General features: G+C 65.5%; 16 protein-coding genes and 1 pseudogene. 5 read left to right on the forward strand and 12 right to left on the reverse strand.

Annotated elements, in window-relative coordinates:
- Positions 1-7: 7 nt before the first annotated feature.
- The 7 genes and pseudogenes from OKW44_RS12505 to OKW44_RS12535 all read right to left on the reverse strand — a co-directional run bounded on the left by OKW44_RS12505 (position 8) and on the right by OKW44_RS12535 (position 9323).
- Positions 8-2458, reverse strand: a complete 2451-nt coding sequence (locus OKW44_RS12505; RefSeq protein ID WP_018424079.1) for a bifunctional acetate--CoA ligase family protein/GNAT family N-acetyltransferase — start codon at positions 2456-2458, stop codon at positions 8-10.
- A 171-nt stretch (positions 2459-2629) separates the two neighbouring features.
- Positions 2630-4231 carry a peptide chain release factor 3 gene (locus OKW44_RS12510; protein ID WP_018424078.1) on the reverse strand — a complete coding sequence of 534 codons (1602 nt, stop codon included), beginning with the start codon at positions 4229-4231 and terminating at the stop codon, positions 2630-2632.
- A gap of 752 nt (positions 4232-4983) precedes the next feature.
- Positions 4984-5283, reverse strand: coding sequence for an H-NS histone family protein (locus OKW44_RS12515; RefSeq protein WP_018424077.1), 300 nt, complete (start codon positions 5281-5283; stop codon positions 4984-4986).
- Between the two features lie 124 nt (positions 5284-5407).
- Positions 5408-6607: pseudogene (locus tag OKW44_RS12520) on the reverse strand (serine hydrolase domain-containing protein).
- Between the two features lie 142 nt (positions 6608-6749).
- A complete protein-coding gene (locus OKW44_RS12525; RefSeq protein WP_084754379.1) occupies positions 6750-6953 on the reverse strand; it encodes a hypothetical protein in 204 nt (67 codons plus the stop codon).
- Positions 6954-7493: 540 nt separating this feature from the next.
- A complete protein-coding gene (locus OKW44_RS12530) occupies positions 7494-7757 on the reverse strand; it encodes a hypothetical protein (RefSeq protein ID WP_018424073.1) in 264 nt (87 codons plus the stop codon).
- A gap of 99 nt (positions 7758-7856) precedes the next feature.
- Positions 7857-9323 (reverse strand): sigma-54 interaction domain-containing protein, encoded by a 1467-nt coding sequence (locus tag OKW44_RS12535; protein WP_018424072.1) that lies wholly within the window; start codon positions 9321-9323, stop codon positions 7857-7859.
- 328 nt (positions 9324-9651) lie between these two features.
- On the opposite strand from OKW44_RS12535, the gene OKW44_RS12540 reads away from it, so the two are divergent.
- The 4 genes from OKW44_RS12540 (at position 9652) to OKW44_RS12555 (ending at position 14998) form a co-directional block, all read left to right on the forward strand.
- Positions 9652-11052 carry a GntP family permease gene (locus OKW44_RS12540; RefSeq protein WP_018424071.1) on the forward strand — a complete coding sequence of 467 codons (1401 nt, stop codon included), beginning with the start codon at positions 9652-9654 and terminating at the stop codon, positions 11050-11052.
- Positions 11053-11509: 457 nt separating this feature from the next.
- On the forward strand, positions 11510-11761 hold the full coding sequence (locus OKW44_RS12545) for a hypothetical protein (protein WP_008921056.1): 252 nt from the start codon (positions 11510-11512) through the stop codon (positions 11759-11761).
- Positions 11762-12157: 396 nt separating this feature from the next.
- Positions 12158-13150: a DedA family protein/thiosulfate sulfurtransferase GlpE gene (locus OKW44_RS12550; RefSeq protein WP_018424070.1), complete on the forward strand. Its 993-nt coding sequence runs from the start codon at positions 12158-12160 to the stop codon at positions 13148-13150.
- Between the two features lie 117 nt (positions 13151-13267).
- A complete protein-coding gene (locus OKW44_RS12555; RefSeq protein ID WP_026226454.1) occupies positions 13268-14998 on the forward strand; it encodes an FAD-dependent oxidoreductase in 1731 nt (576 codons plus the stop codon).
- Between the two features lie 108 nt (positions 14999-15106).
- On the opposite strand, the gene OKW44_RS12560 is transcribed toward OKW44_RS12555, so the two are convergent.
- The 3 genes from OKW44_RS12560 to OKW44_RS12570 all read right to left on the reverse strand — a co-directional run bounded on the left by OKW44_RS12560 (position 15107) and on the right by OKW44_RS12570 (position 18807).
- Positions 15107-15364: a hypothetical protein gene (locus OKW44_RS12560; protein WP_018424067.1), complete on the reverse strand. Its 258-nt coding sequence runs from the start codon at positions 15362-15364 to the stop codon at positions 15107-15109.
- Between the two features lie 94 nt (positions 15365-15458).
- Positions 15459-17642 carry an NHL repeat-containing protein gene (locus OKW44_RS12565; protein WP_026226453.1) on the reverse strand — a complete coding sequence of 728 codons (2184 nt, stop codon included), beginning with the start codon at positions 17640-17642 and terminating at the stop codon, positions 15459-15461.
- Between the two features lie 262 nt (positions 17643-17904).
- Entirely contained in the window at positions 17905-18807 is a 903-nt protein-coding gene (locus OKW44_RS12570) for a DMT family transporter (protein WP_018424065.1), read from the reverse strand.
- 193 nt (positions 18808-19000) lie between these two features.
- Here OKW44_RS12570 and OKW44_RS12575 point away from each other — a divergent pair, with 193 nt between their 5' ends.
- Positions 19001-19918: a helix-turn-helix domain-containing protein gene (locus OKW44_RS12575; RefSeq protein WP_051103866.1), complete on the forward strand. Its 918-nt coding sequence runs from the start codon at positions 19001-19003 to the stop codon at positions 19916-19918.
- A gap of 38 nt (positions 19919-19956) precedes the next feature.
- On the opposite strand, the gene OKW44_RS12580 is transcribed toward OKW44_RS12575, so the two are convergent.
- Entirely contained in the window at positions 19957-22989 is a 3033-nt protein-coding gene (locus OKW44_RS12580) for an FAD-binding and (Fe-S)-binding domain-containing protein (protein ID WP_018424063.1), read from the reverse strand.
- Between the two features lie 47 nt (positions 22990-23036).
- Complete coding sequence (locus OKW44_RS12585) at positions 23037-23786, reverse strand: 2-keto-4-pentenoate hydratase (protein ID WP_018424062.1); 750 nt, start codon at positions 23784-23786, stop codon at positions 23037-23039.

The raw sequence follows: 23786 nt of genomic DNA on the forward strand, positions 1-23786 counted from the left end.
CAGCCGCTCAACGCGCCGGCTGGTTCTGCGCGGCGGACTTCGGGTCCGCCCCCGCCGTTTCGTCGAGCGCCATCCGGAAGCCGACCACACCGGGGTCATCGGTCCGCGTGATCGTGAAGCCGCTGGCCTTCGCGAGCGCGATCATCGCGGCGTTCTCGCGCAACGCTTCACCGATCAGCCAGTGCGTGTCGCGCGCCCGCGCGTACGCGATGATCCGCTGCATCAGCAACTGGCCGAGGCGCCGCCCCTTCTGGTCCGAGCGCACGGTCACCGCGAATTCGGCCGTCTCGTTGTCGGGATCGGCCACCGCGCGCACCACGCCGAGCGTCTGCGCGACGCCGTCTTCGTTGTCGACCGTCGCGATCAGCGCCATTTCCCGGTCGTAGTCGATCTGCGTCATGCGCGCGAGTTGCGAGTGGTCGAACGCGCCGACCGAACCGAAAAAACGCAGCCGCAAATCTTCCGGCGTCATCGCCTGCACGAACTCGCGATGCGCGTTTTCGTCTTCGGGGCGAATCGGCCGCACCGTTACACGCATCCCCTGCCAGTCGATCGTTTCCTCGAAGCGGCGCGGATACGGCACGATCGCGAGACGGCTGCGCTGCGCGCCGACCCGCAACACGGGATCGACCACCGTCACCCGGTCCCGGTAGACCCTGAGCTTCAACGACAGGCCGACGATCTCGCGCACGTCGCAAACCGCTTGCGACACCGCCGTCAACGCCGCGAGCGTCGGCTCCGGCGCGACCAGCCTCGCGTAGTGCGAACGCGTGACGATGTCGCGCGCGAGCATCGGATTGAGCGGCGGCAGGCCGTACACGTGCACCCCGCTGGAAACGCCGTCGATCGGCGGCGCGGCGAAGCGGAACACGGGGCCGAAGTTGTCGTCGTCGTGCAGTTCGACGGCGACGTCGACGATGGGCTTTACGGCGCCGTCGGCATCGGCGCTCGGTGCATCGGCGCCCGATGCGTGGGCGCCCCCTCCTTCCGCGCCCTCCACCCGCAACCCGAACCGCGATAGAAACCGCGCCGCCGCCGCCCCGGCAAGCTCGCTCGCGCCCGCCGCCAACGCTTCGCGAGCCTGCGCCTGGGCGGCGTCGATCGACTCGGGAATCTGCGCAGGCAGGCCTTCCGGCGTTTGCATCAGCAGTTCGCGGCCCAGCCGGTAATCGACCAGACGGGCGAAGGCGCGCGCGAGCCGCTGCGGCGTCGTGTGCACCGGGATGCCCTGCGCATGCAGCGCGTCGCGCCTTGCCGCATCGACACCGCCGAAAAAGCACGCGAGCAGCCCGCGATAGGCAAAACGCTGATGCTCGATAAGCGCCTGCGCGACATCGTCGACGGGCGCGCCATGCGTCGATGCGTGCACCACGACGGCGGTGCCGGTCTCGCGATACTCGCCGAGCAGCTTCAGCGCGGTGCCGAAGTGCTCAGGACGCGCGCCGTCGCCGAGCAGCAGCGGATTGCCGCCGACCGCGAGCGGCAACGCCTCGCGCAGCGCGTCCGACGCCGCGGCCGGCCACGGCGCGAGCAGGCCGCCGGCGGCGGTGAACGCGTCGCGCGCGAGCGTCGCGAGACCGCTATCGCTAGTGATCAGCGTGGCGGTGGCGCCCGCCGCCACGCGGCCGACGCCGAGCGTTTCGATTTCGTCGAGCAGATCGTCGAGCGCGTCGACGCGCACGAGGCCCGCGCGCCGGAACGCCGCTGTGTAGAGACCGTCCGCGGGATCGTCGCGGCCGGAGCGCAGCGCGAGCACCGGCTTGTTGCGCGCCGCCGCGCGCGCGGCCGACATGAACTTGCGCGCCGCCCGCACGCTGTCGAGTTCGAGCAGGATCGCGCGGGTGCCGGGGTCGCTCGCAAGGTAATCGAGCACGTCGCCGGCATCGACGTCGGCCTCCGCTCCGAGCGCCACCGCGTGCGAAAAACCGAGCCCGCGCGCTCGTGCCCAGCCGAGCACTGCGTTGGTCAGCGCATTCGACTGCGACACCCACGCGACGCCGCCCGCCTTGACCGTGCACGACGGCGCGCCCAGATGCGCGCCGAGCGCCGGCGACACCACGCCGAGACTGCCGGGTCCGACGATGCGCAACAGATGCAGCCGCGCCGCCGACAGCGCGTGCCGCAGCTCGAGCCGGTCTTCATCGCTGCGCACCTCGCCAACGATGATTACGGCGCGCGTGCCCATGCCACCGAGCTTATGGATCAACGAGGGCCACGTCGCGGGCGGCGTGCAGATCACCGCGACGGTGGGCGCCTGCGGCAGATCGCCGACGTCGGGAATCACCGGGTGGACGCCGAGCGTCGCGTGCTTCGGATTGACCGGCCACAGCGGGCCGTCGAAGCCGCCTTCCAGCACACGCGCCCAGACCATCGCGCCGGTGCTGCCCGGCCGCTCGGACGCGCCGATCACGGCGACGGATTTCGGGCGAAACAAGGCGTCGAGGTTGCGAACGGTCACGGGCGCTCCATGCGGTTGGACAGGGATTGGAGCCGGCTTCGCGGCGGGGCGGGTGGTTCCGTCAGCATAGGCGAAGTCGCGCGCTGGCGCGGGACGTTGTTGCGGCGGAAAAGTAAAAAGCCGCGTCGAACGACGCGGCTTTTTTGCTTCGAAACCAGCGGACTCGCGGTTTTACATCGCCTTTCTGAACGGCGCTCCCGAGTGCTCGCGCAACTCGTTGAACACGATCTTCGGCCACGCCTTCTGCGCGACTTCGATCTCCGACACGTGCGAGGCCAGATAGGTCGGCGCCTCGGACGCATCGAGCGCGATTCGCGCCGAGTACGAGTCGGTGAAGCGGCGCAGCTCGCCCGGATCGTCGCAGGTCACCCAGCGCGACAGGCGGTAACGCGCCGGCGCCATGCGCACGTCGACCTTGTATTCCGTCGACAGACGGTGCGACACCACTTCGAACTGCAGCTGCCCGACCGCGCCGAGAATCATCAGACCGCCCGCTTCGGGACGGAACACCTGGATCGCGCCTTCCTCGCCGAGCTGCCTCAGCGCTTCGCCGAGCTGCTTGGCGCGCATCGGATCGACCACTTCGACGGTCTGAAAAATTTCCGGCGCGAAGAACGGCAGGCCGACGAACTGCAGCTGCTCGCCTTCGGTCAGCGTATCGCCGAGACTCAGCGTGCCATGGTTCGGAATACCGATGATGTCGCCCGGATACGCCTCGCTCACCGTCTCGCGACGCTGCGACAGGAACGTGACCACGTTGTTCGCGCGGAACGTCTTGTTCGAGCGCGTGACCTTCACCGCCATGCCGCGCTCGAAACGTCCCGAGCACACGCGGATGAACGCGACGCGGTCGCGGTGCGCGAGGTCCATGTTCGCCTGCACCTTGAACACGACGCCGGTGAACTTCGACTCTTCCGGCTGCACCGGACGCTGCACGGTCATTCGCATTGACGGCGGCGGCGCGAGGTCGACCAGCGCGTCGAGAATCTCCTTCACGCCGAAGTTGTTGATCGCCGAACCGAACAGCACCGGCGACTGCTGGCCGGCGAGGAACTGCTCACGGTCGAACTCGGGCGTCGCGCCGGTGATCAGATCGATTTCTTCCTTCGCACGCACCCATGCGTGGCCGAAACGGCGCTCGCCTTCCTCGTTGCTCAGTGCCTGCAGCGTTTCGACCGCGCCGCCGGCCGTGTCCTGACCGGCGCGGAACACGCGCACCTGATCGCGCTGGACGTCGTAGACGCCCTGGAAATCCTTGCCCATGCCGATCGGCCATGTGAAAGGCACCGCTGCCACGCCGAGGTGCTGCTCGATCTCGTCGAGCAGTTCGAGCGGCTCGCGCACTTCGCGGTCGAGCTTGTTGATGAACGTGACGATCGGCGTCTTGCGGCTGCGGCAGACTTCCAGCAGCTTCAGCGTCTGCGCTTCGACGCCGTTCGCGCCGTCGATCACCATCACGGCGGCGTCGACCGCGGTCAGCACACGGTAGGTGTCCTCGGAGAAGTCTTCGTGGCCCGGCGTGTCGAGCAGGTTGATCACGCAATCGCCGTACTCGAACTGCATCACCGAGCTCGCGACCGAAATGCCGCGTTGCTTTTCGATTTCCATCCAGTCGGACGTCGCGTAGCGGTTGCTCTTGCGGCCCTTCACGGTGCCGGCGATCTGGATCGCGCCCGAGAACAGCAGCAGTTTTTCGGTGAGCGTGGTTTTACCCGCGTCCGGGTGGGAAATGACCGCGAACGTGCGGCGGCGTTTGAGTTCGGAGACTGACATCGGGTCTGGCGGTCACGGAAAGGGGTTCAGGCGGTTCCCGGCGGCCGTGGGCGGCCGGTATGCCGCGCGTGGCGCGGCGGCGTCGAGCTGCGAGAATCGGGCGCGGGCCCGGATCGGCCGGCGCTCGCGCCGCGTCCGAAAACGGGTGGCGAACGGGTCACGACCCAGCGTTCGACAATGCGGGAATCGCTGGCGCAGAAACGGCGCAAGGTGCGAATGATACACGTCCGGCGCGACGGCCGGGGGAAAGGGCCCGGGCGCCGGACGGGGCGACGGCGCGAGCGTCGGCGCGCCGCGCATACTTCTCGCAAAGGTGAGCGTTTTCGGGACTTGCGGCGGCGAATATCGATTTGCGGTCAAAGGTGAGGATCGCGAAGCGCATGCACGCACCTGTCAGGGCCCGGGCGCCACCAACGCGATGCGCGGGAAAACGGCGATAAAGCTTCGCACCGCTATGAACAGGTTCCGGCTCGACGCCTGGAAACGCCCGCCAGCAAAGGCTGCCGCGGGTTTGCGACGAGCGGCGCGGGGCGGGGCGGCACGATGGCGATTCGCACCCGCGGAGGTGCGTCGCGCGACAAAGCCTGGCTCACCGAAGCATCCCGCGAGGTTCGAATGTTCGGTGAATATCGCTGTGTACGGTCAGGCGTCACGCAAAGGTGAGCGTTTTCGGGACCTTTGCAACGGTGCGATACGGATCAAACCACGCATCACTTCAGAGAATCCGGACGCATCGGCGTCCATGACGAAGCTCAACCTTCGATCAGAAACCGCTCGCGATTTTTCCCGACGAGCCAGGCCGGCGAGCGCCCACGGCCGCTCCAGGTTTCGCCGGTCTTCGGATTGCGGTACTTGGCGACCGACGTCGTCGACGACTTTCGGCGCGGCTTCGGCGAGGCGCTCGTCAAGCCGAGTTCTTCGGCGGTCAGGTCGTATTCGGCAATCTTCTGCTTGATATCGGCGATAGCTTGCGAGACTTCTTTTTCGCGCGCGGCTGCGACTTCCTTGTGGAGTTTTTCGAGTTGCGCAGTCAGCTGTTTGTAAGAGGCCATGCCGGTGTTCCCCCTCGGTTGGACGCACTACGATGAATCGCGATGAATGGTCGACGGACACTATCAGACGAATAAATCACAGGATAGTGAATCGCGCGGCCGAGCGCAGGCGCGGCGGCCGCGCTCAATCGTCGATCGCATCGTAGACGCGGCGTTCGAAGTCGACGGCCATCGGGAAGGGGTCGATCGAGCGGCGCTGGATCAGCATCAGGCCGATCATGTTCTCGACCGGATCGGCGAACCAACTCGTGCCGTACGCGCCGGGCCAACCGAACGAGCCGAGCGAGCGGTAGCCGAGCGGCAATTGCTGCGCCGGATCATCGACGATCGACAGGCCGAGTCCGAAGCCTTGCCCCGCCTAGATCACGTGACCGAAGGCAGGCAGGCGGCGCTGCTCGCGGCTCAGGAAATTGCTGCGCATCAGGTCGACCGAGCGATGCGACAGCAGCCGTGTGTCGCCGACGCGGCCGCGCCCGAGCAGCAGTTGCGCGAATTGCAGATAATCCTCGGCGGTCGAGACCAACCCGCCGCCGCCGCTCTGAAAGCGTTGCGGATTGGCCCAGCGGCTCGCCGCCGCATGATCCTCGACCACACGTCGCCGCGTGCCGGGATCGATGTTGTATGCGGTGGCGAGGCGCGCAAGCTGTGCGTCGGGCACCCAGAACGCGGTGTCGCGCATGCCGAGAGGCGCGAAAATGCGCGTGCGGAAAAACTCCCCAAGGGTCATGCCGCTCACGCGTTCTATCAGCACGCCGAGCACGTCGGTCGCCACGCCGTAGTGCCAGCGCGAGCCGGGCTGGAACATCAGCGGCAACGCGGCGATGCGCGCAAGGCACGCGCTGTTGCCGCCGCTCGCCTCGAAGCCGTTGAACGCGGCTGCGTAGGCTTCGGCGAGCGGACCCGACGCCGTGAAGTCATACGCGAAGCCCGCGCGATGCGTGAGCAGGTCGAGCACCGTAATCGGCGCGCGTACCGGATCGGTCTGGTCGAGCGGGCCGGTCGGGTCACGCAGCACGCGCGGCGCCGCAAGCTCGGGCAGCCACCGCGAGATGGGCGCATCGAGCGCGAGGCGGTCTTCCTCGATCAGCATCATGATCGCGGCGCTCGTCACGGGCTTCGTCATCGACGCGATGCGAAACAGCGTGTCGCGCTCCATCGGCAATTGCGCGGCTTCGTCGCGTAGGCCCGCCGGTTCGAAGTAGCCGATTTCGCCACGCCGCCATACGAGCGACACCGCCCGCGCCACTTCGCCCCGCTCCACGTAGCCCTGCATCGCGTTGGTCAGCGTCGCGAGCCGGGTCGCGGCAAGTCCTGCTATCTGCATGTTCATCCTGTGTCGGTAAAAGAAACCGTGCGCGAACCCGGTCGCTTTGGGCGATCAAACCGAAAGATAAAACCTCTCCGGCGAAAGCGCACACGACGGCTTTCCTAACTGCCGATCCCGATTGGCGGACACCATGACGACATTAGGCTTTCTGCCGTTTTTCCAACGCGCAAAGCGCGGCATCGAGGCGTTTGACGCGGGTTGCCTGCGCCGGCACGAGAACCGCGCCGGAGACGTGCTGAAGGCGGTTACGCCAGTAAGACAAAGGAATGCGGTCTTCTGCGGAAATATGGGAAATTATGTGCTCGAGATGCTCGATGTCTTTTTCGAGTTGCTGGTGATTCATTGCTTTCCCCGGATTTTATTGAATTAGTGTTGAAGCAAAAAAATCGAAAGCATGAAGCCGCGTTGGCCCGCGCGGCCAATGTAATGCCCGCCAGTAGCGAAAAACCTTCCTGAACTTCTCCTGTGTCGGAAAAAACCGGCAATTTCTGCTCGCCGGGGTTAAATCCCCAACGGTTTAAAAAAAGAATACCGCTGTCAAATTTCACGTTCCGTTGCCTGGCGCACTGACTTCGTTCGACGCCCCGAAGGTAAAGATAAATCGTGGTCCGGGCGCAAAGGATAATCGCTGCGCGGTGACTCAACGTTGTAAAAATGCCGCATGCGGCTTACTTATCCCAATTCGCATGCTAACCGCTTATCGGGCACACATTAGGCGCATGAATTTATGACGGCCATGTGGTGACCGGAATGACACGAGCGTGGTCAGCGAGCGTATCGGGAATCGGCAGGGAATAACTGGGAACGGGTGAAAAAAACCGAAGGCCGCCAACGGATCGGCCAGCCGCGCGCGCCGGCATTGCACCGGCACGGCATCAGGTGCTTACTTCGCGGTCGCGCGGCAGGCGTAGATCAGGCTCAACGTGCCGCCCTCGCTCGACTGGCGCACGACGTCGAACGCGCCATTGCAACTGGCGGCCGCCTGTTGCGAGCACGAGTCGGAACCGACCGGGCATTGCACGAGCGTGGTCGCACGGCCGTCCGGCAGGAACAGCGGCGCACTGCTGCTGCAACCGCCAAGCGCGACGATCGCGGCGACGGCCAGTATGCCGCTCGAGCGGCGCGCAAAGAAAGAAAGCCATTTCATGGAGACCCCGGTCGCGTCTTGTTTTTCGATCTCGCGATTGTGCCACGCTGCTCTCGTGCTGCGTCAGTTGGCGCGGCGCGGCTGGACGGGCGCGGCGAGTCAAACGTCGATGCCGTGCGCGGCGATCTTCTTGTACAGCGTCGCGCGGCCCATGCCGATCTGTTTCGCAGTGTCAATGACGCGGCCGCCGTTCGCGCGCAACGCGTCGCAGAGAAAGCGCTTTTCGAACGCGGCCATCGCGTCGCTCCACGCGGTGGGTTCGGCGGTGGCGGCCACGTCCGCGCTGGTGGCCGCGACAGACGGGGTCCGCGCCGGTGCCACCGCGCCGCCCTGCCCCGAGCCGATGAACGGCGCGAGCACACGCGCGTCGATGCGCTCGCTGTCGGACAGCATCACGGCGCGCTCCAAGGTGTTGCGCAGTTCGCGCACGTTGCCGGGCCAGTCGTACGCGCACAGCAGGCGCAACGCGTCGTCGTGCAATTCGAAGTGGCTGCCGCCGCCTGCCTGCGCGGCCAGATCCTCGAGCATCGCGTAGGCAAGCGCCTCGATGTCGGACGGACGCTCGCGCAGCGCCGGCGCATGGATCGTCAGCACGTTGAGCCGGTAGAACAGGTCCGCGCGAAAACGCCCGGCCGCGACGAGCGCGGGCAGATCGGCCGATGTCGCCGCGATGATCCGCACATCCGCGCGCACGATCCGATTCGAGCCGAGCGGCTCGAATTCCTTGTCCTGCAGCACGCGCAGCAGCTTGCCCTGCAACGGCAGCGGCATGTCGCCGATCTCGTCGAGAAACAGCGTGCCGCCGTTGGCGAGCTCGAACTTGCCGACCCGCCCCTTGCGATCCGCGCCGGTGTACGCGCCGGGTGCGGCGCCGAAGAACTCGACTTCGAGCAGCGTGTCGGGAATCGCCGCGACGTTGACGCTGACGAGCGGCTTGTGCGCGCGCGCCGAGCCGCCGTGAATCGCATGCGCGAGCAGCTCCTTGCCGGTGCCGGTTTCACCCAGCAGCAGCACCGGCGCTTCGAGTTGCGCCGCGCGCCGCGCCTGGCGCTTCACTTCGAGCGACACCGCGCTCGTGCCGACGAAGCTGCCGAACGTATAGCGCGCGCGGCGCGCCTGCGCAAGCGACTGGCGCGTCGCGATCAGCTCCTGCTGCAACCGCGAGTACTGCGAAAAGAGGGGCGACAGCGCTTTCAGCTCGTCGAACAGCGCGAAGCCGACCGCACCGATCGTCACGCCGGCATCGTCCTTGAGCGGCAGGCGCGTGACGACGAGCGGCTCGCGATCGGTCTCCATGATGTCGAGCAGGATCGGCTTGCCGGTGTTGACCACCTCGCGCATAAGACTGTTTGGAATCACCGCTTCGCAATCGCGGCCGATCGCCTGCTGCGGGTCGGCAAAGCCGAAGCGCGCCGCATACCGCTTGTTGATCCAGACGACGCGCGCCTGCCCATCGACGATGAAGGTGCCTTCGCTGAAGTTTTCGAACGTGCGAAACAGAGAATCCATCGCCCGACGAAGCACGTCGTCATAGGTGGCGGGCAGGCCCGTCCAGTCGGTCATCATGCTGTCGTTGTCTCCGCTTATCGTTTTTGATGGCATCGATCTCAATCTGTGGACGAATTTATCTCCAAAATGAGACACACGTCAGGCCTTATGCATCATGACTTACCCTGGTTTCAGGGGATCTTCACCGAGTAGAAGTCCCGTTTCGGAGACGCTTGGGTACAATCCGCCAACGATGCCTCGGCCCGCCGCTGCGCGGCCGCGCCATGCGCCACGGCGCGCCGGCAGCAAAACGGCAGGCATGGCATGGAACCTGCATTCCGACCGCGCCGCGCCGTCGCTTGATGAGGACGGCAAACATGTAGAACAAACAGGCTATGGAGACTCAATGACCTTTCTCATCGTTATCGCCGCGCTGGCGTTTCTGATGTTTGCTGCGTATCGCGGCTACAGCGTGATCCTGTTCGCGCCCATCGCGGCGCTCGCCGCCGTCCTGCTCACCGAGCCCGCCGCCGTCGCGCCGGTCTTCACGAGCATCTTCATGGACAAGATGGTCGGCTTCGTAAAGCTGTACTTCCCGGTGTTTCTGCTCGGCGCCGTATTCGGCAAGGTGATCGAGCTGTCGGGCTTCTCGGAGTCCATCGTCGCGGCCGCGATCCGCTATATCGGCCGCTCGCGCGCGAACGCGGTGATCGTCGCGGTGTGCGCGCTGCTCACCTACGGCGGCGTGTCGCTGTTCGTCGTCGTGTTCGCGGTCTATCCGTTCGCGGCCGAACTGTATCGCCAGAGCAACATTCCGAAGCGGCTGATGCCCGGCGCGATCGCGCTCGGCGCGTTCTCGTTCACGATGGACTCGCTGCCCGGCACGCCGCAGATCCAGAACATCATCCCGACGACGTTCTTCAAGACCACCTCGTGGGCCGCGCCGACGCTCGGCGTGCTCGGCTCGCTGTTCATCATCGTGGTCGGTCTGTCGTATCTGGAATGGCGCCGCCGCGCCGCGATGGCGACCGGCGAGGGTTACGGCACCGACCTCGTCAACGAGCCGGAGCGCGTCGAGTCGAAGCAGCTGCCGCATCCGCTGCTGGCGGTCGCGCCGCTCGTCATGGTCGGCGTCGCGAACTTCCTGCTGACGCGCTGGATTCCGACCTGGTACGGCCCGTCCTTCACTGTCACCCCGGACATCCTGCCGGGGCTGCATGCACCGGTCGAAACGAGCGTCAAGGCTCTCGTGGGGATTTGGGCCGTGCTGGGCGCGCTGCTGCTCGGCATCGTGATGGTCGTCGTGACGGCGTTCAGTCGCGTCAGCCAGCGCTTCGCGGTGGGCACCAAGGCGGCAGTGGCGGGCGCGCTGCTGGCGTCGCTCAACACCGCGTCGGAATATGGCTTCGGCGGTGTGATCGCGGCGCTGCCGGGCTTTCTCGTCGTCAGCAATGCGCTGAAAAGCATCCCGAATCCGCTCGTCAACGCCGCGGTGTCGGTGAGCACGTTGGCGGGCATCACGGGCTCGGCATCGGGCGGTATGAGCATTGCGCTCGCCGCGATGTCGGATACGTTCATCAAGGGTGCGGAAGCCGCGCATATTCCGCTCGAAGTACTGCATCGCGTGGTCGCGATGGCGAGCGGCGGCATGGATACGCTACCGCACAACGGCGCGGTGATCACGCTGCTCGCCGTGACAGGTCTCACGCACCGGCAGTCGTATCGCGACATCTTCGCGGTCACCGTGATCAAGACGCTCGCGGTGTTCTTCGTGATCGCGGTGTATTACGCGACCGGCCTCGTGTGAACGCCGAACCGGAAAACAGTACTTTGATCTGATAGATCCGCATTACCCCCACCTCGACAGCCCGCCAACGAAGCACCAGGATGGAGTCGTCAGCGCCCAATGTTGCAAGGGCAGGCTGACCCGAGTAACAACGGCGTTTAACGGCCCGTCCCTGTCCGGACGGGCTATTTTTTTGCGCGGGCCCAATGTTTCCTAGCCCGCCCCCGCGTCACCCGCATGACAAAATCCGAACGCACGTCGCGCCACGATGGGGCATGAAAAATGCGTCCGTCGCGACGAGGAGTCGCGTTAAACTGGTTGCTCGCTCCGCAACCGCGAATCCGCTAGCGGCAGCGTCACACTCGACTAAAACCCCGGCGAGACAGAGGCAGACGCAACACGGCACGCGGACGCGGCAGACGGCACGCCGTCCGCCCCGTACAATGGTTCCATCACCAACGCAACAAGGACAACTTCGATGCGCATCACCGGGTCCTCCGGGTCAATGGCCCTGCTCACCGAATACGACGACGCAACGGCGCGCGAACTTCGCTCGCTGCGCCTCGAATCGACCGAAGACGGCAAAGGCATCCTGCTGATCGAGGTCGATGAGCGCAAGCCGGGCATACATCGCGAAGTGCGCTACGAAATCACGCCCGCGGAGCTGATCGCCGCGATCCGCGCGCATGGCGCCGAGTTGCCGGGCGAGCAGCACAATCATCGTCAGTGAAGCAGGCGCGCGGCGGGGGTGACCGTCGCGTGACTCGTCAGCCTCTCGCGCCGGTTGCGTCGCACTTCGACGCGTCAGCGCGGGATTATTGGCATTGGGCGCGCCTGCGCGCGTCGCCGTGCTTCCGTTTGTTCCGCTCACGCCGTCAATCCCCGCGTTCCTACGGTTTTTTGCAAGCGCTTTCGCGCGTCTCGTCGAGCACGCTTTCCCAGCCTTCAGCAACTTGTCACAAGCGGTTGCCACGCTTGTGCCTCGGGACATGCGACCACGCATGCCGGCCCGATCGCAGCCAGATGACGGGCCGGTTGCACGTCTCGAAAATACGTCCATAATCGTTGAATTCCCCTGTGCATTCCTTACCACGCTGCGCCCGCAAGGGCCGCGGATGTTAAACCGATGCTACATGACCTCGTCGCGCAATATGGACCGGCGCTCGTCTTCCTCAACGTGCTGGCCGCCGCGCTCGGGCTGCCGGTGCCGGCCATGCCGTCGCTCGTGCTGTTCGGCGCGATGGCCGCGATGCACCCCGGCTCGGTCGGCACGCAACTGCTGCCGGTCCTCGTGCTGTCGATCTTCGCGACGCTGATCGGCGACAGCGCGTGGTACGTCGCGGGCCGCATCTACGGCGGCAATACGCTGAAGACGATCTGCCGGCTGTCGCTGTCGCGTGACACCTGCGTGAAAAAGACCGAGCGCTTCTTCGGCCGCTGGGGCGTGCGCGTGCTCGCGGTCGCGAAGTTCGTGCCGGGGCTGTCGATCGTGTCGATCCCGATGGCCGGCGCGATGCGCACGCGCTACCGCACCTTCCTCACCTATGACGGCGTCGGCGCCGCGCTGTGGTCCGGCACCGGGCTGATCATCGGCGCGCTGTTCGCGCGGCAGATCGACATGCTGTTCGCGATCGCCGGGCGGCTCGGGCGCACGGCGGCGCTCGTCGTCGTCGCGTTGCTGGTGCTGTACGCGGCATACCGGTGGATCAGGCGCCGTCAGTTGATCGCGAAGCTCGCGTCCGCGCGCATCGAGGTCGACGAACTCGCGAAGCTGTTCGCGGCTGACCGGGCGCCGGTCGTGTTCGACATCCGTTCGGAGGAGAAGCGCAAGCTCGATCCGTTCGTGATCCCCGGCGCGCAATTCGCCGATGAACGGCAACTCGACGACATCGTCGCCACCTACGCGCACGATCAGAAGCTCGTGATCTACTGCTCCTGCCCGAACGAGATTTCCGCGGCATGGATGGCCAAGCAGCTCAACGAAGCCGGCTTCTCCGACGTGCTGCCGCTGCGCGGCGGCATGGAAGCCTGGCGTGACTCGGGCAAGCCGGTCGACTCGCTGCCCGAGATGCCGCCGCCGGAAGTCGCGGTCGACGACATCGCGCCCAAAGCCGTCTAGCTGGAATTAGCGGCGGCAGCGTCCGCCTGACGCGCGCGGCACGGCTCGTCCCGGCGTGGAGCGCGCATCGCGTTGCCTTGCGTTCAATCGTGCAATGAATATCGAAGGAGCGGTTCGATGCTTTCGACTCAGGACGTTTCGACTCAAGAGGTGGAAGGACAGCAGGGGGTCGTCGCCGACGCGCCGTTTTCGTCGCTATCGACGCGCATGCACCAGATGTTTCCGGAGCTCAGTTGCGCCGAGATCGACCGGCTGCGCCGCTTCGGCGAGATCGGTCACTGGAAGTCCGGCGAGCTGCTGTTCGAGACCGGTCACACCGGCCCCGGCATGTTCGTGCTGCTCGAAGGGCGCGTGAAGGTCTATCAGCGTGACGGCATCGGCCGCGAGCACGTGATCAGCGAGCGCGGCGCCGGGCATTTCCTGGCCGAGGTCGGGCAGTTGTCGGGCAAGCCTTCGCTGGTGAACGGCCTCGCGATCGTCCCCGTCCAAGCGCTGCTGATTTCGCCCGAGCGCCTGCGCGCGCTGATCGTCGCCGAAGCGGAACTCGGCGAGCGCATCATGCGCGCGCTGATTCTGCGGCGCGTGGCGCTGATCGAAAAGGGCGCGGGCGGGCCAATCCTGATCGGCAATAGCAGCGACGCACGGCTCGTGACGCTGCAAGGCTTCCTGTCGCGCAACGGTCATCCGCATTCGGTGATCGATGAACGCGACGAAGACGCGCTGCGTCTGATCGAGCAGTTCGCCGCGCAGCGCGAGGACCTGCCGCTCGTGATCTGCCCGGACGGCTCGGTGCTGCGTCATCCGAGCATGCCGGAGCTTGCCACTCGCTTAGGTATGCTGCCCGATCTCGACGACACGTACGTGTACGACGTCGCGATCGTCGGCGCGGGGCCGGCGGGACTTGCCGCCGCAGTGTACGCGGCCTCCGAAGGGCTTTCGGTGATCGTGCTCGACAGCCGCGCGCCGGGCGGCCAGGCGGGCGCGAGCTCGCGCATCGAAAACTACCTCGGCTTTCCGACCGGCATCTCGGGCCAGGCGCTCGCCGGCCGCGCGTTCGTGCAGGCGCAGAAGTTCGGCGCGCACGTCGCGATCCCAGTCAACGTGAAAGCGCTGCATTGCGGGCAGTCGCCGTATCGGCTCGAGCTGAAATGCGGCGGCCACATCAGCGCGCAGGCGATCGTGATCGCGAGCGGCGCCGTGTACCGGCGCCCGGCGCTCGACGGGCTCGAGCGCTTCGACGGACGCGGCGTCTACTACTGGGCGTCGCCGGTCGAGGCGAAGCTGTGCAAGCGCCAGGAGGTCGTGCTGGTTGGCGGCGGCAATTCGGCCGGCCAGGCAATCGTCTATCTGGCGACGCACGCGGCCAAGGTTCACGTACTGATCCGCCGCAGCGGTTTCGAGGCGACGATGTCGCGCTATCTGATCGACCGCATCCGCTCGCTGCCGAACGTGTTCGTGCATCCGAATTCGGAAGTCGGCCGGCTCGAAGGCGATGAGGACGGGCTCGTGTCGGTCGCGCTGAAGCGGCCGCTGCCCGGCGGCGTCGATCACTTCGACACCCGGCATCTGTTTCTGTTCACCGGCGCGGACCCGAACACTGAATGGCTGCGTACCTGCGGCGTGCAGCTCGACGCGAAAGGCTTCGTGCTGACTGGCATCAGCGCGGATGGCTCGGCCACCGCGTGCGATCTCGGGACCACGGTCGAAGGCGTCTATGCGATCGGCGATGCGCGTGCCGGGTCGACGAAACGCGTGGCCGCGGCGGTCGGCGAAGGCGCGGCCGTGGTCGCGCAGATTCACCAGTTGCTGGCGCAGACGAGCGGTGAAGAGGTGGCGCTCGGGGCGTGAGCCTCAAAGAGCATGAAAAAAAGCGCACGGTGAGTTACACAGTGCGCTTTTGTATAACAGACGGCACGATGGCTGCGCCGGAGCGGACCCGCGCGTTCAGCGGTCCACTCAGCGGTCCAACTTCGCGCGCAACTCGCGCGCGGCCTCCAGCAGTCCTTCGTAACCCGAACGCGCGTGCTCCGGCAGATCGGGATCGCCGACCAGCGCGCCGAGCGTTTCGATCAGACTGTACACAATGCCTTTCGCGGCGCCCGACGCAATGCCGCCTGACGACACCTGCTGATCGACGTGACTGAGCGCCGCGTCGAGCTGCTCGATCTCGGGACGATCGTCGGAGGGCGGCTTGGGGGAAACGTCTTGCGTCATGATCGAACATCGCTCCATTGAGTGCATTGGTAAAGTTGTTATATACCGATCGTGCGCCGCCGTCTATTCGTGTTCGGCGCGACAGCGATCCACGTCAAGGCGTCCAGCGATACATCAGCAGCTTCGCGCGCGCGTCGTCTTCGACCAGCACCACATACTCGCCGTTATCGCGCTGCACCGCGCTGATGCCGAGATACACGTCGACCCAGCCGCTCGTGCCGCCGACGCTCGCGCCCGGCGTCATGTAACCCACCGCCGTGCCATTGCGCGCGTCGTAGACGTCGATGCGATCGGTGTACAGCTCCGCAACGAAGATATAGTTGCCCGCCACCGCGACGCCGACCGTGGTGGTCTGCGGATCGCTTTGCGTATTCCACGGCAGCGAGACCGTATACACCAGGGTCGGTGTGCCGCTGCTCCAGTTGTCATAGCGCGCAAGCACCGGGCCCGCTTCCTTCCAGTGCGTCGAGTCCCACGGAATCGCGCTCGTGAAACCGGACAGATACATCGTGTCGGTCGCTGCGACGTAGACGAGCCGCACGAGCCGCGTGAATGGCGCGGGCATCGCGAACATCTTCGCACTCGCGTACGTGTAGATCGGATTGCCGGCGGAGTCGAGACCTTGCAGCGGCATCTCGCGCACGCCGCTCAATGGCGTGGCAAGCCACACGTTACCGGGTTCGTCGACCCACCAGAAGCCGTCGCCGACCGTGCTGCCGGTCGACGGATTGCCGCTGACCTCGCTCGCGTCGACGGCCCCATTGCCATTGCTGTCGCGCCACAGCCATTCGCCGTAGGTCGGTTGCGCAGCGGGCCATGCGCCCGGCAGCGGATTCTGCGCGAGCATCCCCGACGGTATCGCGATCTCGCCATGCGCGGCATCGAAGCGATAGACGTTCAGATAGTGCGCGCCCGGATCGAGCGTATAGAGAAAGCGCTGGCCATCGAATCTGCGCACCATCGGTTCGCCACGCACGCCGCGCGGCTCGTGAAAGGCGGGATCGTCAGGGTAATCGAAGCGATCGAGCGTGAACGCCGCATACGACCATTCGAGGCCGACCGGTTGCCTGTAATCGAGCGTGAAGCGCTTCGAGCCCGTGTAGATGGAAGCGGGCGTGGCCGGGTCGAACGCGCCGCTATCGACGAAGCTCAGACCGTAGAGCCGCCAGTTGAGCACGCGCGTGCCGTACACGTAGCTCTCCAGCACTGCGCCCTGCCCTACGGATGCCGAGCCGAGCGCGCGCGGTCCCTCGCCGTTTTGCGCGACGTACAGATTGCCGGCCGCGTCGACGCCGATGCCGGTGATGCCGTTGAAACGCGTATCGCCGGGCACGCCGCGCACCGGGTGGAAAATGCCGTTGCGCGTGCCGATCGACGTGCCCGCCTGCATCTGGCCGCCCGCGCCCTTGTTGAACACGAGGATCTGCTGCGAAACGCCGTTGTCGGCGACCAGCAGTTGGCCGGATGGCGTCACTGTGAGGTCGCTCGGCACGGTGCCGGCGGGCAACGTCAATGGCCCGGCGAGCGCGGTGCCGTCGGCGCGGTAGTGCAGGATGCTCAGATTGCCCGTGCCGAAGCCGCTGATGATCCACAGCGTCGAGTCGGTGTCGATCGCGATGCGGGCCGGCGACGCGACGCTCCACGAACGCAGCGGCTGCATGGACTGCGCGTCGTACACGGCGATCCGGTTGCCGTACGTGTCGGCCACGTAGAGCTCGCTGTCGGTTGCGGCGAGGCCGCGAATGCTCGCGTCGGTGCCAGTCTTCACCGTATCGACCGCGACGAAACTGTTCTTCGTCGCGTTCGCGCTATTGCCGATGCCGCCGGAAAACGGCGCGCCGGTCGCGAGATTCGCAAGCGTGCGTCGCGTGATGCCGTACCAGGTCTGATTGGCCGGCGGATAGTCGGCGCCGACCAGCGCATTGTTCTCGTTGCCGATCGACATCGCCGCATAGAGGTACGTCTGGTTGACGGCCACCGCGTCGCCGCCGGCCGCACCCCAGCCATGCGTCGAACCGGCGACCGCGAGCTTGTCGCCCCCCTGATAGGCGGCGATTTCACTGCCGCTTTCGTCCCACGGTGCATTCGTATAAACGGTGCCATTGGCGCCGACGCTAATGGCCTGAATATCCTGCTGCATCCATTTGCCGTCGCCGAATCCGAAACTATTACCGATCCATGAGGTCGTGTAATTCAATTGGGATTGCGCGGAAACATTCGGCGAGAACAGGCTGTGGATTAATACCACGGCCAAGCCAAGGCGGGAGAAAGGCTTCACGGCAGTCGGTCCTTGCTAGGCGCGAGACGCGCACATCAGATTTGTGCCTTTTATCCTCTCACATAAAAATAGTAAATTTATTGATGAAAAATGATTATTGAATGCCGATTCATCGAATTCATTCCATTTGCATAGAATCATGTTTCAGACAAAATCTTTCCTCCACGAAACCGGTAAATACCGGTTCCCGTAAAGACTCACCGATCAGAGATTCAGTCGCTTTTTCTGCTTCTGTAAATCCTCACCTTGAGCGAGACGCTCATCATGTCCGCGCCGCCCGGCGACGCTCGAAAATCCGCCGCGTCAGATCGAACGCCACCAGATTGCCGGCCACCACGAGCATTAGACCGACCACCGCGAGCGCTGACCACCGATAGCCCTCGAACAGCGTCGATGCCGCGAGGGCGACGATCGGAAACAATACCGTGCAATAGGCGGCCCGCTCCGGGCCCATACGGCCGACGAGCATCAAGTACGCCGTAAAGCCGATCACCGAGCCGAACACCGCGAGATACGCGAGTGCACCGAGATAGCGCGCCGACGGTTCCACCGCGAACGAATAGCCGGCGAACAGACTACCGAGCGTCAGGACGGCAGCGCCGATCAGCATCGCCCAGCTGTTGGTCGCGAACGGATGCAGGCCCATCGACTGCATGCGGCTCGACAGCAGGTTGCCGGCCGAGAAGCACAGCGTGCCGAGAAACGCGACGCCGAGCCCGAGCCATGCGGTGTGGTCGCCGAGATGCCCGGCCATCTGCTGCACGAACAGGCAGACAATGCCGACGAGCCCGAGCAACGCACCCGCAATCGCGCTCGGCTGCAGAGGCCGGCCCATGAACAGCCGCCCGTTGATCGAGTTCAGCAGCGGCGCGGTCGAGAACACCACCGCGACGAGCCCGCTCGGCACGAGCTGTTCTGCGTAGTAGAAGCACAGGAAATTCAGGCAGAACAGCGCGAGACCCTGCGCGGCGAGGTAGCGCCAGGCGTCGCGCGGCGGCCAGATCGGGCGGCGCATGATGCGCGCCAGTGCGAACATCAGCAGCGCGGCGATCCAGAAACGCCACGCAATCGATACCGGTGGCGGCACCGCGCCGAGTTGCCATTTGATTGCGATCCACGTGGTGCCCCAGATCAGCACGGTGATGGCATAAAGGAGGAGATTCATGGTCGGGCCTCAGACTGCAATGACGGACTGCGATGACGTGCAGCATGGAAGAAAGCCCGACTATGCAACCGCGCCGCCGACCGCAATTGTCCAAAATTGCGCACTTTTTCACGCCGATGCGCAGGCAGACGGGACCCCGCCGTATACTGGCCGCTCAACCAGCACCCTACACCGAAAACTTCCGCGCGCCGCCGTGAACCCCACCCCGTCCGTCCCCGTGATATCCACCGCCGGCACGCCTTTTGGCCTGCAGTCGGTCTGTCACACGCTCGCCAGTGCGAACGCGCATCTGGACCGCTTCGCGTGGCTCGGCGACGGACTCGCGATCGCGCTATGGACTCGCGACACGAAGGAGGACGAGACCGTCTACGAACGGCCCGGCCATCACACGCTGTCGTGCTATCTGGACGGCGGCTATCGCACCGAGCGCCAGAAAATGCCGGGCCACTACGGCGCGCCGTCGCGGCTGTGTGCACTGCCCGGCGATCACGAATCGCGCTGGTGGGTGCGCGGCCACATGCACTTCATGCATCTGTACTTCCTGCCCGAGCACTTCACGCGACGCGCGGTGCAGGAGCTCGACCGCGAACCGCGCGAACTGACGCTCGCCGATCGCACCTATTTCGAGGACCCGCGCATTGCGAGTCTGTGTCAGTCGCTCGTCAACGAGGAGTGGGAAAGTCCCGACGGTCTGCTGCGCACCAACGAGACCGCGCACGAAGTGCTGAGCCTGCTATTGCGCGGCCAAGGCGTACGGCGCGCGAACGTGGCGCTGAAAGGCGGGCTGTCGGCCGCGACGCGGCGCCGCCTGCGCGACTATATCGACAGTCATCTTGCGCAGCCGTTGACGCTCGGGGAGTTGTCGGGTGTCGCGGCGCTGTCGGAGTTTCATCTTGCGCGGATGTTTCGCGAGTCGTTCGGGTTGCCGCCCGCCGCCTGGGTCGCGCGGCAGCGGCTCGATCGCGCGCGCACGCTGCTGCGCACGACGACGTTGCCGCTCGCGCAGATCGCCGGGCAGTGTGGCTATGCGAACGCGAGTCACTTTAGTCACCGGTTTCGCGAGGCTGTAGGGGTGACGCCGAGTGGCTTCCGGCAGGCTATCGGTGTTTGAGATTCGCGTTCGAGTTTCGCTTTGCGGTTAGCTCCGTGTCATCGCAGCGCCATCGCCAGCACACGCGCGACGTGGATCGCGTCGACGCCCGCGCCGTCGTGAATCTGATGCCGGCAGCTAGTGCCGTCGGCGACCATCACCGTGGCCGCGTCCAGCTTGCGCACTGCGGGTAGCAGCGACAGCTCGGCCATCGCCTGCGAGCTCGCGTAGTGCTCCGCTTCATAGCCGAAGCTGCCGGCCATGCCGCAGCACGACGATTCGACCGTAGATACCTTCAACTCGGGAATCCACTTCAGCACGGTCTGCACCGGCGTGAATGCGTCAAACGCCTTCTGATGGCAGTGGCCGTGCACGAGTGCCTGCTGCATCGGCAGCGGCTTCAATTCGAGCTGCAATCGTCCGGCCTTTTCTTCGCGCACGAGGAATTCCTCGAACAGAAACGCGTGCTGCGCGAGGCGCTGCGCCTCTTCGCCGAAACCGTACTGCAGAAATTCATCGCGCAACGACAGCAGACACGATGGCTCCAACCCCACCACCGGCACGCCACCTTCGACGAACGGCCTGAACAGCTCGAGCATGCGCCGCGCTTCCTCTTTCGCTTCGTCGACGAGACCCGCCGCGAGAAACGTGCGGCCGCAACACACGGGACGCTCTCCCGGGCGTGCATTGAAGTGGACCGTGTAGCCCGCCGCTTCGAGCACCTGTTGCGCGGCGCGCGCGTTGTCGGGCTCGAGGTGGTTGTTGAAGGTATCGACGAACAGCAGGACTTCTTTCAGCGCGGACGCCTGGGCGGCGTTGCGTGCAGGCTTCACGGACACCGCATCGGCCAGAAACGCCTTCTTGAACCGCGGCAAACTCCGCTCGGTCGCGAATCCGACCGAGCGCTTGAACCACGCCGACAGCACCGGCACGTTGTCCGCGAGCGCCAGCAGCCTCGGCATGCGGCTCGCCGCGCCCGCATAGCGCGGCATGAACGCGACGAGCCTGTCGCGCAGCCGCACCCCATGCGTCTTGACACGCGCCGCCCGCGCCTCGATCTTGAACTTCGCCATATCGACGCCGGTCGGGCAATCGCGCTTGCAGCCCTTGCACGATACGCACAGGTCGAGCGTCTCCTTCACGTCATCGCTCGCGAGCCCGCTTTCGCCGAGCTGCCCCGAAATCGCGAGCCGCAACGTGTTGGCCCGCCCGCGCGTCAAATGTTGCTCGTCCTTCGTCACGCGATAGCTCGGGCACATCGTGCCCGCGTCGAACTTGCGACAGTGGCCGTTGTTGTTGCACATCTCGACCGCTTTCGCGAGGCCGCCGCTCAGATCGTCGCCGCTGCCCGGCGCGCTTTCTGCGCCCGTCAGCGGATCGCGCTTCACGTTCCACGTCGACCAGTCGAGCACCGTTTCGATGCGCTGTTCGCGATAGCCCGGCGCAAAGCGGAAATTGCGCGCGTCGTCCATCTTCGGCGGACGCACGATCTTGTCGGGATTGAAGCGGTTGTCCGGATCGAACAACGCCTTGATCTCGCTGAACGCCTCGTTGAGCCGCGGCCCGTATTGCCACGCAACCCATTCGCCACGGCATAGCCCGTCGCCATGCTCGCCGGAATACGCGCCCTTGTACTCGCGCACGAGCGCGGCCGCTTCCTCGGCGATTGCGCGCATTTTCGTCGCCCCGTCGCGGCGCATGTCGAGAATCGGCCGCACGTGCAGCGTACCGACGCTTGCATGCGCGTACCACGTGCCTTCGGTGCCGTGGCGATGAAACACGTCGGTCAGCCGGCTCGTGTAGTCGGCCAGATGTTCGAGCGGCACCGCGCAATCTTCGATGAAGGACACCGGTTTGCCGTCGCCCTTCATGCTCATCATGATGTTGAGACCGGCCTTGCGCACTTCCCACAGCGCTTTTTGCGCATTTGCGTCCGGCATCTCGACGACCGCATCGGGCAGGCCCAACTCGCCCATCAACTCCGTGAGCTGCTTCAGCGACGCGAGCTGCGCGTCGCGATCCTCGCCCGCGAACTCGACGAGCAGAATCGCCTGCGGCTCGCCGACCAGCGCCTTCTCGATCACCGGACGAAACGCGGGATTGGTCAACGCGAGATCGATCATCGTGCGATCGACGAGTTCGACAGCGACCGGCTTCAGCTTGACGATGTGCTGCGTGAGCGCCATCGACTGCCGGAAGGTCGGAAAGTTGACCACGCCAAGCGCCTTGTGCGCGGGCAGCGGCGCAAGCTTCAGCGTGATCTGCCGGCTGAATGCGAGCGTGCCTTCCGAGCCGACCAGCAGATGCGCGAGGTTCGCGCTGCCGTCATCGGTATAGGCGCGCGGATTCTGGCAGTCGAACAGATCGATGTTGTAGCCCGCGACGCGGCGCAGCACCTTCGGCACGCGCGCGACGATTTCGTCACGCTCGCGCTGCGCGATCCGCGTGACGCCCGCGACGATCTGCTGCAAGCGCTCGCCTTGCGGCCGCTCGCGCAGCGACGCGAAGCGCGCTTCGCTGCCGTCGGCGAGAATCGCGTCGATGGCGTCGACGTTGTGCACCATGTTGCCGTATTCTATCGAGCGCGAGCCGCATGAGTTGTTGCCGGCCATGCCGCCGATCGTGCACTGGGCAGCCGTCGATACATCCACCGGAAACCACAGTCCATGCGGTTTCAGCCACGCGTTGAGATGATCGAGCACGACGCCGGGTTCGACCGTCACGGTGCGCGCGTCGGCATCGAACGCGACGATGTTGTTGAGCCACTTGCTCGTATCGACCACCAGCGCTTCGCCGACCGTCTGCCCGCACTGGCTCGTGCCCGCGCCGCGCGCGAGCAGCGGTACTTTCTCGCTGCGCGCGATCTCGAGCGCGATGCGCAGGTCGTCCTGATCGCGCGGCATCACGACGCCGACCGGCGTGATCTGATAGATCGACGCATCGGTCGCGTAGCGGCCGCGGCTGGCGAGATCGAACAGCACGTCGCCGCGCAGCGCTTTGCGCAGATGCTGCGCGAGCGGACTCGTTGCGCGCGCGGCGGAGGGGACCAGATGGATCGGCTTGACGAGCAAGCCCGCAGTGGGATTCGTCATTTCGTCGGCCTGTGAGGAGCGCGCCTGAACCGCACGGCTCGAATTACCTAGTACAGCGTCAGATGCACCGGCGCGAGTCCTTCGATATGTCCGCTCACGGTGCCCGCCTCGCGCGGAAAGAACATACCGGTGTACGAACCGGCGGTGATCACCATCTCCGGCGTCACCGCAATGCCGCGCGAACTCGCGTGATTGACGAGCCACGTCAACAGCCGCCGCGGATCGCCGGCAGGATTCGCGGGCGTCGTTTCGACGACATTGCCTCCGTTGAACGCGAAGCGCAGCGACGGCGCGACGAACGGAAAATCCTCGCGATACCGTGTGAATTCACCGACGATTAGCGCGCCATGATTCTGCAGGTCCGCGAGCTGCGCGAGTTTGTCGATGGCGGGCCACGCGGCATGGCGGCTCGCGACGATCTCGATGGTCGCGCCGATCGAGCCGATGCCCGCGAGCACTTCGTCCTCGCGGTACGGTTTAGTGGACGGCTCGAAACGCTGGCCGAAACGGAACGCGACTTCGAGTTCGAGACCGAGCGGCGCGAAGCCTTCGCGCGATAGACGCGCGCCGTCGGCGTGCAGATCGGTGTCGGGCAATGGCGCGCCTTGAATCGGTCCGCTCGCCGATTTCGCGCCGATCTTCCAGCCGCCGATTCGCGCGCCGCACGCGCTCAAGATTTCGTGCTGGATTGCGTAGGCCGCGTCGGCATCGGAAGGAAGCAGCTCCGGCGGCAACGTATCGAGCACCGTGCGATTGCGACGCGCATCGGCAAGCAGCTGGCTAAATGATGAAGTCAT

It is taken from the genome of Paraburkholderia lebeckiae, from assembly GCF_050436325.1.
Classification (GTDB): Bacteria; Pseudomonadota; Gammaproteobacteria; order Burkholderiales; family Burkholderiaceae; genus Paraburkholderia; species Paraburkholderia tuberum.

Bases quoted from the DNA above. Each gene is read 5' to 3' on its own strand.
- OKW44_RS12580 (WP_018424063.1), bottom strand. From the start codon at position 22,989: ATGACGAATCCCACTGCGGGCTTGCTCGTCAAGCCGATCCATCTGGTC.
- OKW44_RS12540 (WP_018424071.1), top strand. From the start codon at position 9,652: ATGACCTTTCTCATCGTTATCGCCGCGCTGGCGTTTCTGATGTTTGCT.
- OKW44_RS12525 (WP_084754379.1), bottom strand. From the start codon at position 6,953: ATGAATCACCAGCAACTCGAAAAAGACATCGAGCATCTCGAGCACATA.
- OKW44_RS12560 (WP_018424067.1), bottom strand. From the start codon at position 15,364: ATGACGCAAGACGTTTCCCCCAAGCCGCCCTCCGACGATCGTCCCGAG.
- OKW44_RS12555 (WP_026226454.1), top strand. From the start codon at position 13,268: ATGCTTTCGACTCAGGACGTTTCGACTCAAGAGGTGGAAGGACAGCAG.
- OKW44_RS12510 (WP_018424078.1), bottom strand. From the start codon at position 4,231: ATGTCAGTCTCCGAACTCAAACGCCGCCGCACGTTCGCGGTCATTTCC.
- OKW44_RS12570 (WP_018424065.1), bottom strand. From the start codon at position 18,807: ATGAATCTCCTCCTTTATGCCATCACCGTGCTGATCTGGGGCACCACG.
- OKW44_RS12535 (WP_018424072.1), bottom strand. From the start codon at position 9,323: ATGATGACCGACTGGACGGGCCTGCCCGCCACCTATGACGACGTGCTT.
- OKW44_RS12545 (WP_008921056.1), top strand. From the start codon at position 11,510: ATGCGCATCACCGGGTCCTCCGGGTCAATGGCCCTGCTCACCGAATAC.
- OKW44_RS12585 (WP_018424062.1), bottom strand. From the start codon at position 23,786: ATGACTTCATCATTTAGCCAGCTGCTTGCCGATGCGCGTCGCAATCGC.
- OKW44_RS12515 (WP_018424077.1), bottom strand. From the start codon at position 5,283: ATGGCCTCTTACAAACAGCTGACTGCGCAACTCGAAAAACTCCACAAG.
- OKW44_RS12530 (WP_018424073.1), bottom strand. From the start codon at position 7,757: ATGAAATGGCTTTCTTTCTTTGCGCGCCGCTCGAGCGGCATACTGGCC.
- OKW44_RS12550 (WP_018424070.1), top strand. From the start codon at position 12,158: ATGCTACATGACCTCGTCGCGCAATATGGACCGGCGCTCGTCTTCCTC.